The sequence below is a fragment of the Flavobacterium sp. genome (assembly GCF_039595935.1).
In the GTDB taxonomy this organism is placed as follows: Bacteria; Bacteroidota; Bacteroidia; order Flavobacteriales; family Flavobacteriaceae; genus Flavobacterium.
Window position 1 is genome coordinate 12802 of record NZ_JBCNKR010000007.1, and the last position, 12997, is coordinate 25798.

Below are 12997 nucleotides of genomic sequence, written 5' to 3' on the forward strand. Positions count from 1 at the left end.
TAGGTAGTTAGTTTATATTTTCAAATTTGTAAACCGTTTTCTGAATATATTCTTCGCCTTTTTTCAAAACCGAATTCGGAAAATGTGCCTGATTTGGAGCGTCTGGGAAATTTTGGGTTTCAAAACAAATTCCGCTTGTTTTATGATAAACAGCATCATTTTTTCCTTTCAAAACATCAAAACAATTTCCTCCTACATATATATGTACACTTGGCTGATCCGTATAAACGCTCATTTTCAAATTGTTTTTTGAGCTCGATAAAACGGCAGCAGCAGTATTGGTCTGATCAATTACAAAAGAATTATCGATAGATGCCGGACAATTTTTCCCAGATCTAAAATCAAATTCGTGATTGGTTAAATCAATAAATTTTCCAGTTGGAATATTTTTGCTGTCAGTTTCTAACATTTTTTCGGCATCAATAAAAACCTTTTGATTTAAGACACTTGTGTCGTGTCCGTCAAGATTGAAATAACTATGATGCGTTAAATTTATAATCGTATCTTCTGTAGAAACCGCTTTATACTCTAATTTCAATTCATTTTCTTCTGTCAGAGTATAAGTCAAATCAACATGCAATTCTCCCGGATAATTCTCCTCTAAATTTTCACTTACAAGACTAAATGTTATTGAAGGGTTTTCTCCCAAAGTCTGGTTGGTAACGTTCCATACTTTTTTCCCAAAACCAATATTTCCACCATGCAGAGAATTTCCATTATTGTTTTTGGACAATTCATATGTTTTTCCATTTAAAGAAAAAGTTCCGTTATGGATTCTTCCCGCGTAACGGCCGACAGTTGTTCCAAAATAAGGCGCACTTGGCAGTAAATAAGATTCTAAATACGAAGAAACAGAATCGAAACCTAAAACAACATCAACAAGATTTCCGTTTGAAAGCGGAATTTGTAAAGATGTTACAGTCGCTCCATAATTAATAATCTCCACTTTCATACCATTTTTGTTCGATAATTCGAAAGAAAGAATTTCGTTATTATCTGGCATGAAACCAAAGGATTTAGAATTATAAGTTTCGTTTAAATGCGATTTATGTTTTATTTCCATATAAAATTTGCCAATAATGAAATCCAAAAATAAAAACATTTCTTTATTTTTACATACCAGTACCTACCAGTTTTTGTATATTGCACAAAATTTCAGTTTTCTTATGAATATAATTTCGATTCAAAATAACATTGGCCTGCCAAAATATAAGCAGATAATTCTTTCAATAGAAAAAGCAATTGAAGAAGAAAAATTGATAAAAGGCGATCACCTTCCGTCAGTAAATAAAGTCTGTCTGGCGTTTTCACTATCTCGTGATACGGTTTTGCTGGCGTATGAAGAACTCAAAAAAAGAGGAATTATTTACGCCATTCCGGGAAAGGGATATTACGTTAAAAGCGTTGAAATCACTATAAAACAAAAGATTTTTTTACTTTTTGATGAGCTGAATATTTTCAAAGAAGATATTTATAATTCGTTTTTAAATAATATTGGAAAAAATGTTCAGGTAGATATTTTCTTTCATCATTTCAATAGTCAGGTTTTTCAGAAGCTTATAAATGACAGTAACGGAAATTACACCAAATACATTTTGATGCCGACGAATTTAAAAGATATTCTTCCTTCTATAAAAACCCTACCAGTAGGTGACGTAATTATACTGGATCAGACGAATCCGGATTTAAAATTGTATCCGGCAATTTATCAAAATCACCAAAAAGATATTTTTCAGGGGTTGAAAAAAGGAAGAGAAAGATTGAATAAATACAAAAAACTCATTTTAATTTTTCCGGGATTTAGAGAACCACTCGGAATGAAACTGGGTTTTGAAGATTTTTGTGCTGAATATCATTTCGAGTCTGAAATTATAACGGAGTTTACAAACAGAGAAATTACCGAAGGCGATTTGTACATAATTCCAAACGATCGTGATTTAGTTCGCGTAATTGAAAATGCGAGAGATAAAAACCTGAAACTGGGAACTGATTTTGGAATTATATCTTATAATGAAACGCCGCTGAAAAAAATTGCGGCAAACGGAATTACAACTATTTCAACTCATTTTGAAGGCATGGGAAAAATTTTAGCCGAAATGGTTTTGAAAGGAAAAAAAGAACAAATCGAAAACAAATCATCTTTGATTATGCGAAATTCTCTTTAATATTTTCATTTCTGAATTTTGTGAAAAGCATTGCATATATCACACCTAAACCTCTTTTTGTTTAAAAAATAGATTATAAATTAATAAAAAACTATTTGTTGTTTTTAAACCATTATTTTGTTTACATTTGCAAATGTAAATTTCACACTTATTAATTGTTTTTATCGATTAGTGTTCATAATAATCGTATAGATGCAAGGTTAAAAGATGAAAAATAATTTGTTTATTTTTTTTAATAGTAGTTTTATTGAAGAAAAAACCCTGAAAGTTGTGGATTTCAGGGTTTTGTTTTTTTAGTATTTAGCCACAGATTAAAAGGATTTACACAGATTAAAAAAATCATTTTAATTCTTTTAATCTGTGGCTAAACTTTTTTATAAATTCAGTACAAAATCGTTAAGTAATTTCTCTTCGTACTTTTCTTTATTAAAAGTGTATAAATAAGATCCTTTTCGGGACGACTGCATGTCTTTTTCATCCAGTTTATTCAGGATTTCAAGAGAATTTATTTTACTGATAAAATTTCTCTTATCTAATTCCTTGCTTAAAATTGCTTCATATAATTCTAAAAGCTGACGCATAGTGAATTTTTCCGGAAGCAATTCAAATCCAATTGGTTTAATCGATGTTTTATAACGAAGTCTTTTTATGGCATTTTGAACCATTTCATTATGGTCAAAAATTAAATGTGGCGCATCATTAATTGGAAACCATTCTGCATGATAATTTTTAATTAGTTCGGCATTATGATTTTCGATATTAATTAAAGCAAAATAAGAAACCGAAATAGTTCTTTCAACAGGGTCACGATCAATTTCACTGTAAGCATATAACTGCTCCATGTATATATCGTTTAAACCTGTATATGTATTTAAAATTCTAATCGCTGCATCGTCTAAAACTTCGTCGCGTTTTAAAAATCCTCCAATCAAAGACCATTTTCCTTTTTCAGGTTCAAAATCTCTTTTAATTAAAAGTATTTTCAAGCCTTCATTGTCGAATCCAAAAATAATACAATCTACCGCCAGTAAAACCTTATCAGCAGTGCTATAACTGTTTAGCATATTTAATATTTTATTGGTAAAGATATAAACTTCCTGATTTGTTTCATAATTTATTAATGTAGATTTTACACTTACACAAATAACACTTCAAAAATAGAGTTAAAAAAATCACTTTTTGCACAAAAGTAACATTCATTTTTCTTTTTTATGATTTTTTTAGGTCGAAAACAGGATATTACAGGATGGTTTTTTGAAAAAAAGTTTAAAAACACATCAAAAACTCATTATTTTAAATAGGTTTTTATTTACAAAAATAAATTTTTTTAGTATTCAAATAATTAAAAAACAGCTTATTTCAGGTTTTTTTAGAACATGTCTTTTTTTGATTAAAAATAGACATTTTGCCAAAAAGTGTAGTTTTTACACAATTAACTCGTCAAAAATAGTAAAATTTTGAAAAAAACAACAAATTTTTAAATGTTTATATTACACTTAAATTACGATATGTGTTTTTTTTCAGTTGTTTTTTTGCCATATTAATTTGTTTTTGAGGTTTTTTTTTAGTTAAATTTACAAATGTAAGATTAACACTTATTAACTATCACTAAAACCAACCTTAAACAAACCAGTATGATAACAAACCAACAATTAACTTTTTACCGCAATTTTTTATTGCCAAAAAAAGACTGGATTTTAGCAATTTGTCTGCTATTATTTTCAGTTAATCAAATGTCGGCTCAAGGCAGATTGATTAACGGAGTTGTTACTTCGGCACAGGACAATCTGCCTCTGCCGGGAGTAAATATTATGATTAAAGGAACCAAAACAGTTGCTGTAACTGGGTTTGACGGAGAGTATTCGATTAAAGCATCTCCAAACGATGTTTTAGTTTATTCATTTATTGGATTTCAGCCACAGGAAATCACAGTAGCAAATCAGTCAAAAATAAATGTAACATTAAGCGAAGACACTAATAAATTAAATGAAGTAGTAGTTGTAGGTTACGGTACACAAAAGAAATCTGATCTTACAGGTTCTATTAGTGTCGTAGATATGGAAGCTGCCAAGAAAACGGTGACTTATGATCCGGCAAAAATGCTTCAGGGACAAGTTGCCGGAGTTACAGTACAATCATCTGGAGAACCGGGAGGATTTGTAAATGTGAAAATTAGAGGAATTAACTCTTTTACAAACAATAATCCGCTTTTTGTTATTGACGGAATGATTGTAGACAGTCCAAACGATTTTGCTCCGGGCGATATTGAGTCGATGCAGGTTTTAAAAGACGCGTCATCAGCAGCTATTTATGGAGTTCAGGGTGCTAATGGAGTTGTAATTATTACAACCAAAAAAGGAAAAGCCGGAAAACTGGATATCAAATATAAATCGCTTGTTGGGTTTCAAAATGTAGCCAGAAAATGGGATGTTACTGATCGTGTGGGTTATCAGAAAATTACAACAGCAGCAGAGTTAAATGCAGGCTTAGGAATTGCTCCCGGAAATGATCCAAACAGCCCTTCTTATATCAGCAATGTTAATACCGACTGGCAGAAAGAAGCTTTTGAAACGGGTATTGTAAACAACCAATCTCTTACTTTTAATGGTGGAGCTGAAAATTTAGGATATAATCTAAATGTAGATTATTTCAAAAACAGCAGTTATCTAAACTCGCCTCAGGATTACGAAAGATTTTCTTCAAACTTGAATTTATATGGTAAAAAAGGAAAATTCAAATACGGAGCTAAACTTGGTTTTACACAATCAGATAAAGAAAATTTTAACGAATACAACGCAGGACAATCAGCAATTGTTGATTTATTAGGAGCTGTTCCAACAATGCCGGTTTACGATCCAAGCAGATTGGGCGGATACGGAGGAACAGACAACTTAACGCAGAGAGCTATTTCGATGAACGTAATTGGATACAACAATTTGATTACAAACAACGGAAAAAGAAATCGTTTCATAGGAGATATCTGGGGAGAACTTGAAATCGTAAAAGGTCTAAAATATAAACTGGATGTAAGTTATGACAGATTGGATTTTCAAAATAGAAAATTTATTCCGCCAAGTGATTTAGGCTGGTATTATATTACAACAAACGACGAATCTTCGTTAGACGTTTCGACAGGAAATCAGTCAAGAACATTCTTAAACAATTTACTAACATATGAAATTTCACTAGGTAAACATAAGATTGATGCTTTGGCCGGATGGATTCAGGAAAGAAAAGACTACTATAATCACTGGTCAAGAGGTGTAGGGTATACGCCGGGAGAAATCAGTATGATTCAGTATGCAGATGCTATCAGCGGCGGCGAATACAAAAATACAGTTACGAATGTCTCTTATTTAAGCCGTTTAAATTATTCTTATGATGATCGTTATTTCATTACAGGAAACTTCAGACAGGATAAAACATCTCTTTTCAGCGAAGAAAATAATACAGGAAATTTCTATTCTTTCTCAGGAGCCTGGAAATTAAGCAACGAAAAGTTCTTGCACTTACCAGCATGGTGGAACACAATTAAAATAAGAGGAGGTTACGGTAAATTAGGAAACAATACCATTGGGGTTTACGCCTATTCACCTACAATTAATGCCTTTGCAGGATATGATTTTAATAATGCATTAGCACCGGGAACAACAGTTGTGAGTGCAATTGACCCAAATGTGCATTGGGAAGAAACAGCAACATCAAACGTGGCGGTTGAATTAGGTTTTTTTGATAACGATTTGCAGTTAACAGCTGAATATTATCAGAAAAAATCAACCGATTTATTGATTGGAGTTCCGCTTCCGTATTCAACAGGAGCATTTCCGGCAAGTATTACAACCAATGCAGGAGCAGTTAAAAACAGCGGTTTGGAGTTTACAGCGGCTTACAATAACAATCACCATGAATTCAAATACAGTATTTCGGCTAACTTAGGAACTCTTAAAAATGAAGTTTTACAAATTGGTTTAAACGGAAATCCTATTTACGGAGCCGCTTCAAAAACAGAAGTTGGAAGATCGATAGGAGAATTGTATACGTATCAAACAGTTGGAATTTTTCAAAATGCAGCTGATTTGGCTTCTTCACCAACTCAAACCAATGCAGGCGTTGGAGATATTAAATTTAAAGATATCAATGGAGACGGAGCTATTACAGATGCCGACAGAACATACATGGGAGTTTCGATTCCTAAATACAGCTACGGATTTAATTTTAGTGCAAATTATAAAAACTGGGATTTTTCAATGTTCTGGCAAGGTTCAGGAGGAAACAAAGTATTCAACGGATTGTACCGCAATTTAATGACAGAACAATACGGAAACCACCATGTTGACGCTTTAAATTACTGGACACCAACTAACACAGATACAAACGTACCAAGGCCAATAATTGGAGATCCAAACGGTAACGCCAGAGATTCAGACAGATTTATCGAAAGCGGAGATTATATCAAATTGCAAACGATGGAAATCGGATACGAGCTTCCGCTGCCAAAAGATTTGTTTATACAAAAAGCTAAAATATTCGTAAACGGTCAAAACTTATGGATCATAAGTAAATACAAAGGTTACGATCCTGATTTTAATTACAATGACGGATTATTTTCAAGAGGATACGACGCTGGATCTTTTCCAAACCCAAGAACCATTTCTTTGGGTGTTGAAGTGAATTTTTAAACTAGCCTAACCAATTAAAAACGAATTAAAATGAAATATAAAATATTTAACTATATAACAGTTTTCTTTTCACTAACCCTTGTAACAACAAGTTGTGTTAATGACGAAGATTTACTGCAGGTTGATCCTAACGTAGAAACGGCAGGTTCATTTTGGAAAACAGATCAGGACGCTATTGAAGGTGTAAATGCGGCTTACGGAAGTTTACTGACAGATGGAACTTATATGAGAAGTACACCTTTACTTTTAGATTTAAAAGGAGACGATACTCGCAGTAACAGCCCTTGGGGTGCAATGTACAACGTTGGACGTTTCAATTCAAATCCAACAGATGCGGCTATTTACGGCTGGGCTTATGAAACCTATTATCAGGGAATTTATCGTGCCAATCAGGTGCTTGAAAATGTTCCGAAAATTGACATGGAAGACGGGGCGCTTAAAAACAGAATCATCGGGCAGGCTTATTTTTTAAGAGGATTGTATTTATTTCATGCCGTAAATATGTTCAAAAATGTGCCGCTTCCGACAGAAATTGCAGTGTATTATCCACAAAAAACTCAAGAAGAAGGCTGGGCTCAGGTTATTGCCGATTTTAAAGCAGCGGCTGATTTACTGCCAACTTCTTACGATGGAATTTCAGGTTTAGACGGAGGTCAAAAAGGACGTGCAACAAAAGGCGCCGCTCTTGGATATTTAGGAAAAGCATATTTGTTTACAAAAGATTTTACCAATGCCAGAACAACCTTTAAACAAGTTATTGATTTAGGAGTTTATTCTCTAGTAGCAAATTACCGAGACAATTTTATAACTGCAAACGAAAATAATTCTGAATCTCTTTTTGAAGTACAATTTAGCCGAAGTGCCGGAGGAGTTGATTTAGGATGGGGCGGTGCGCCTGCATCTGGCTGGGGAAAAACATCGGCTCGTGCGATTACGTATGCACCAAGAGCTTTTGGATGGACAGACGTTCAGCCTTCATGGACTTTGTTTAACGAATTTCAGGAAGAAAAAACAAAAACAGGAGCAGTTGATCCCCGTTTAGACGCTACTATTTTCTACAATAAACCAGGCGGAATGCAATTGTACGGTAAAGATTTTGCCACATTTTACGCTTCAAGCCCTGCCGATTTAAATGATATTTTTTGTAGAAAATACCAAAACTCTGATGGAGAATTTGCAGACGAATACGACTGGCGTTCCGGAATTAACGAACGTTTGTTAAGATATGCCGATATTCTTTTAATGTATGCCGAAACTCTAAACGAAACAGGAGATACTCCTAGAGCATATACTTATATTCAAATGGTAAGAAACAGAGTTAATCTTCCGGATTTATCAGTAACAAAACCGGGAATGACGCAAGAACAAATGAGAGAACAGATTGGTCACGAAAGATTTTTAGAATTCCCTCTTGAAGGTCACCGTTTTGACGATATCCGTCGTTGGGGATGGCTTCAGAATCCAACAAAACTAGCCTGGTTAAAAACAAGAGACGTTGAGTTTAATTCTTACGCAGCAGGAAGAGAATATTTTCCGATCCCGCAGTTAGAAATGGACAACAATCCGGGGACAAAACAGAATGACAGTTATTAAGTTTTCAGTGACAGTTTTCAGTGACAGTTTTCAGTCACAGCCTTACTGTACACCTGAGACTGTACACTGAAAACTGAGAATAAAAAAATATTTGAGTTAGTTAGAGTTAGTATCACATGGCAAATTCCTGATCTGCCATGTGGTATTTTCAAAAAAGAATGCGATTACAAGATTAAGTATTGAAACAGTAACTAAAAATTAGAAAAAATGAAAACAATTACAAGTTTGGTTTTATTCGCAATATTATTAGGAAGTTGTCAAAATGAAGATGTTATAATCCCTTCGAATGAGAGTGCAGCAGCAGAATCTCAAAATTCTCAGGTAAAAAATAATCTAACGGCTAAAACAGTAAGCGGAAACGTTCCGTCACACGACCCTAGCACAATAGTAAAAAGCGGTGTTAATTATTATGTTTTTACAACAGGAGATAATATCCCAATGACGTATTCAACAAATTTAACCAGCTGGACTTGGGGAACTTCAGTATTTACTTCTACCCCAAGCTGGATTACAGGTTACGTTCCGGGTTTTACTAAAACATTCTGGGCTCCGGATGTGGCATGGTTCAATAACCGCTGGAACATGTATTATTCCTGTTCGACTTTTGGTTCGGCAACTTCTGCAATTGGTTTGGTTACAACACCAGCCATTTCACAAAGTGCTGGAACAAACTGGACAGACAGAGGTGTTGTTGTTTCTTCTTCATCAGCATCAGATGTAAATGCAATCGATCCATCCATTTTAGTTGACGGAAGCAATGTTTATATGGCTTATGGTTCATGGCATGCCGGAATTGGAGTGATTCAAATTAATCCTTCAACCGGAAAAACAACAGGAAGTAAAACCATTGTAGCGGGCGGAAACAGCGCCTCTTGGGAAGCACCGTGTTTAATAAAAGAAGGCAGTTACTACTATTTGTTCGTAAACCGAGGGACATGCTGTAACGGCGTAAACAGCACTTATTACATTGTTGTAGGACGCTCTACAAGCCCGTTTGGGCCATTTACAGACAAAAATGGAGTATCTTTAAAAAGCGGCGGCGGAACCACAGTTTTAGCCACGCAGGGAAATTACATTGGTCCGGGACATTTGTCAAGAATTACAGGTACTCAAAAAGGAGCTGTTCATTATTATGACGGAGCAGACAGCGGAAATCCTAAACTCGAAATCGTATATTTTACATGGTCATCAGGATGGCCTACACTTTCTTATTAAAAATACCATTCCGAAGAAAATTCAAGGAACATTTTCTTCGGAATAACTTATTTAAAACACTATGAAAAAAGCACTTTTAATCACATTTCTTATCGCCGTTTGTGAGTCAGGTTTCTCCCAAAACGCCACAGTTGTAACCATAAAAAACAACACTGATGCACCAACAATTAACAAAAATATCTACGGACATTTTGCTGAACATTTAGGACGTTGTATTTACGGTGGTTTTTTTGTTGGAGATACCTCAAAAATACCAAATACAAAAGGTGTTAGAAATGATATTATAGCCGCTTTAAAAGACCTGAAAATTCCAAATTTAAGATGGCCGGGAGGTTGTTTTGCCGACACCTATCACTGGAAAGACGGAATTGGTCCAAAAGAACAAAGACCAACAATTGTAAACCAATGGTGGGGCGGTGTAACCGAAGATAACAGCTTTGGAACACATGACTTTTTAAACCTTTGCGAAGTTTTAGGAGCAGAACCGTATTTATCCGGAAACGTAGGAAGCGGAACTGTTCAGGAATTATCAGACTGGGTTCAGTACACCAATTTTGGAGGAAAAAGCCCGATGAGTGATTTACGTAAAAAGAACGGAAGAACGGAACCTTGGAAAGTAAAATTCTGGGGAATTGGAAACGAAGCCTGGGGCTGCGGCGGAAATATGACTGCAGATTATTATGCTAATGAATATCGCAAGTTTACCACTTTTATGTCTGACTGGAACAACACTGGAGGCATTACCCGAATAGCATCCGGAGCAAATAGTTCTGACTATAACTGGACAGAAGTATTAATGAAAAACATTCCACTAAATATGTTAGGCGGAGTCGGCGTTCATCATTATGCCGTAATTGACTGGGGCAAAAAAGGAGACGGCGTTAATTTTTCTGAAGAAGAATATTTCAAAACCATGCAGTCTGCCTTAAAAATGGAAGAACTCGTAACAAAACATGCTGCCGTAATGGACAAATACGATCCGGAGAAAAAAGTTGCCATGGTTGTAGACGAATGGGGCGGATGGTATGAAGTAGAAAAAGGAACAAATCCGGGATTTTTATATCAGCAAAATACCATGCGCGATGCTGTTTTAGCAGGTTCAACTTTAAACATTTTCAATAACCATGCAGACAGAGTTCGAATGGCAAATCTGGCACAATGTGTTAATGTTCTGCAAGCCGTAATCTTAACTGATAAAGCCAAAATGATTGTAACGCCAACGTATCATGTAATGAAAATGTACAGCGTTCATCAGGATGCAAAACTATTACCAATCAGTTTTCAGTCACCATTGTATACTGTAAAAGGAGAAACACTTCCTGCAGTATCAGTTTCGGCATCAAAAGACAAAAACGGAGCAGTACATATTTCATTGGTAAATGTTGATGCTAAAAACAAAAACAAAATAGAAATTGACACAAACGATCTTGGAGTTAAAAACTTTACAGGACAAATTATAACATCTGCAAAATTGCAGGATTACAATTCATTCGATACACCAAACAAAATTGTTCCAACAGTTTTTAAAGGTTTTGAAAACAAAAAAGGAAAACTAGAAATTACAATTCCTCCTTTCTCAGTAATTGTTTTAGAAGGAAAATAAAAATATAAACAAATGAAAAAATCAAATTCCATTTTAAAGATTGTTTCTTTCATTGGATTTTTTGCAGCAGCGATTTTAATTTCCAGCTGTTCAAAAGATGATCCGGCATTAGAAGAACCAAATCCAGATCCGGTTACGCCGCCTGTAGTAACACCAGCTTTTCCGGGGCCGACTTATGCAGATAATTATACCGCAATTTCAGCTTGGGGAAACAGATCACAATGGAATTTAGCCAACGTGCATGATCCATCTGTAGAAAAATCGGGAGACTATTATTATATGTACCAAACTGATGCTTCTTACGGAAATGCTCATGACGGAAACGGACATTTTTTCTACAGAAGATCAAAAGACTTAATCAATTGGGAATTTATGGGATCTTCGATGACACAGGCTCCGGCTTGGGTAAAAGATTCCTTAAACAATAAAAGAGCCAGAATGAATCCGGCGCTTCCTCCAATAGAAAATCCAAATTATGGATATTGGGCGCCATGCGTTCGCAAAGTTGGAAATGTTTTCAGAATGTATTACAGCATAGTCGTTACCAATCCAATTACTGGAACAGATACGAATACCTCATGGACAGAACGCGCTTTTATTGGTTTAGCCGAAACTACAGATTTAGCGTCAAACAATTGGGTAGATAAAGGAATGGTTGTCTGCTCAGAACCAGACGGCGTAAAAAGTTATGTTAGAAACGGAGGAAACGATTGGGATGCTTATTTTAAATTTAACGCCATCGATCCAAGTTTTATCGAAACTCCTGAAGGCGATCAATATTTGATTTACGGTTCCTGGCATTCCGGAATTGCCGCTTTAAAACTAAATCCAGTAACAGGAAAACCAGACAAATTAAAAACAATCGACGATTACGGAGTGCGAATTGCAGGCCGTGGAAATGTAAACACAAACCGCTGGCAGGCACTCGAAGGACCAGAAATTATCTACAATCCAGACACACAATATTATTATCTGTTTCTGGCTTATGATGAATTATCAGTTGCGTATAACACGCGTGTGGCTCGTTCAAAAAACATTTTAGGACCATACTTGACCATCAGCGGAAGTAGTATTACGACTGGTGCTGAATGTTATCCAATGATAACGCATCCGTATCAATTTAAAAATCATACAGGCTGGGTTGGGTTTTCGCATTGTGCTGTTTTTCAAAACCCAACAACCAAACAATGGTATTATGCTTCGCAGGCACGTCTGCCGGAAGGTGTAGCCGGAATTAACGTTTCAAACGCTGTCATGATGGGACACGTAAGAGCTATTCAATGGACAGAAGACGGCTGGCCGGTTGTAGAAGCAGAGCGTTATGCAGGAGTTCCAACAACTACAATTTCCGAAGCAAATTTTGTAGGAACATGGGAACAAATTACCATGAATTATCAATACAAAACCATGCAGAAATCGGTTACTCTTTATCTAACCGCAGATAAAAAAGTAAGCGGTGACGCAACAGGAACATGGTCGTACGACAGTACCAAAAAAATCCTGACCATAAACGGCGTAAAATGTAATGTAAGCAATGCCTGGGATTGGGAATCGACAACCAGAAAAGTAACTTTAAGTTATTCTGGTTTAACAACAGCGGGATTACCAGTTTGGGGTAAAAAGATAAATTAGAAAATTAGAATTTATAAAACTCTAAAATAAAATCTGCTCAATCTGCCAAATCTGCGTGAGAAAAAATAAGCCACAGATTTAGAAAAAATCATTTTAATCATTTAATCTGT

General features: G+C 35.2%; 8 protein-coding genes. 6 read left to right on the forward strand and 2 right to left on the reverse strand.

What is annotated here, in order from left to right; genetic code table 11:
- Window positions 1-7: 7 nt before the first annotated feature.
- Window positions 8-1063, reverse strand: a complete 1056-nt coding sequence (locus ABDW27_RS23640) for an aldose epimerase family protein (protein ID WP_343698159.1) — start codon at window positions 1061-1063, stop codon at window positions 8-10.
- Window positions 1064-1166: 103 nt separating this feature from the next.
- Between ABDW27_RS23640 and ABDW27_RS23645 the strand changes: the two genes are divergently transcribed.
- On the forward strand, window positions 1167-2165 hold the full coding sequence (locus ABDW27_RS23645) for a GntR family transcriptional regulator (protein ID WP_343698160.1): 999 nt from the start codon (window positions 1167-1169) through the stop codon (window positions 2163-2165).
- Between the two features lie 374 nt (window positions 2166-2539).
- Here ABDW27_RS23645 and ABDW27_RS23650 read toward each other — a convergent pair whose 3' ends face one another.
- Complete coding sequence (locus tag ABDW27_RS23650; RefSeq protein WP_343698161.1) at window positions 2540-3229, reverse strand: NUDIX domain-containing protein; 690 nt, start codon at window positions 3227-3229, stop codon at window positions 2540-2542.
- Window positions 3230-3799: 570 nt separating this feature from the next.
- Between ABDW27_RS23650 and ABDW27_RS23655 the strand changes: the two genes are divergently transcribed.
- The 5 genes from ABDW27_RS23655 to ABDW27_RS23675 all read left to right on the forward strand — a co-directional run bounded on the left by ABDW27_RS23655 (window position 3800) and on the right by ABDW27_RS23675 (window position 12887).
- On the forward strand, window positions 3800-6844 hold the full coding sequence (locus ABDW27_RS23655; protein ID WP_343698162.1) for a TonB-dependent receptor: 3045 nt from the start codon (window positions 3800-3802) through the stop codon (window positions 6842-6844).
- A gap of 30 nt (window positions 6845-6874) precedes the next feature.
- Window positions 6875-8437 (forward strand): RagB/SusD family nutrient uptake outer membrane protein, encoded by a 1563-nt coding sequence (locus ABDW27_RS23660; protein WP_343698163.1) that lies wholly within the window; start codon window positions 6875-6877, stop codon window positions 8435-8437.
- Window positions 8438-8644: 207 nt separating this feature from the next.
- Window positions 8645-9652: an arabinan endo-1,5-alpha-L-arabinosidase gene (locus tag ABDW27_RS23665; RefSeq protein WP_343698164.1), complete on the forward strand. Its 1008-nt coding sequence runs from the start codon at window positions 8645-8647 to the stop codon at window positions 9650-9652.
- Between the two features lie 61 nt (window positions 9653-9713).
- A complete protein-coding gene (locus ABDW27_RS23670; protein WP_343698165.1) occupies window positions 9714-11255 on the forward strand; it encodes an alpha-L-arabinofuranosidase C-terminal domain-containing protein in 1542 nt (513 codons plus the stop codon).
- Window positions 11256-11267: 12 nt separating this feature from the next.
- Entirely contained in the window at window positions 11268-12887 is a 1620-nt protein-coding gene (locus ABDW27_RS23675) for an arabinan endo-1,5-alpha-L-arabinosidase (RefSeq protein WP_343698166.1), read from the forward strand.
- Window positions 12888-12997: the final 110 nt, after the last annotated feature.

What these genes read in the sequence shown, in the direction of transcription:
- ABDW27_RS23640 (WP_343698159.1), bottom strand. Translation starts at nt 1,063, where the DNA reads ATGGAAATAAAACATAAATCGCATTTAAACGAAACTTATAATTCTAAA.
- ABDW27_RS23645 (WP_343698160.1), top strand. Translation starts at nt 1,167, where the DNA reads ATGAATATAATTTCGATTCAAAATAACATTGGCCTGCCAAAATATAAG.
- ABDW27_RS23650 (WP_343698161.1), bottom strand. Translation starts at nt 3,229, where the DNA reads ATGCTAAACAGTTATAGCACTGCTGATAAGGTTTTACTGGCGGTAGAT.
- ABDW27_RS23655 (WP_343698162.1), top strand. Translation starts at nt 3,800, where the DNA reads ATGATAACAAACCAACAATTAACTTTTTACCGCAATTTTTTATTGCCA.
- ABDW27_RS23660 (WP_343698163.1), top strand. Translation starts at nt 6,875, where the DNA reads ATGAAATATAAAATATTTAACTATATAACAGTTTTCTTTTCACTAACC.
- ABDW27_RS23665 (WP_343698164.1), top strand. Translation starts at nt 8,645, where the DNA reads ATGAAAACAATTACAAGTTTGGTTTTATTCGCAATATTATTAGGAAGT.
- ABDW27_RS23670 (WP_343698165.1), top strand. Translation starts at nt 9,714, where the DNA reads ATGAAAAAAGCACTTTTAATCACATTTCTTATCGCCGTTTGTGAGTCA.
- ABDW27_RS23675 (WP_343698166.1), top strand. Translation starts at nt 11,268, where the DNA reads ATGAAAAAATCAAATTCCATTTTAAAGATTGTTTCTTTCATTGGATTT.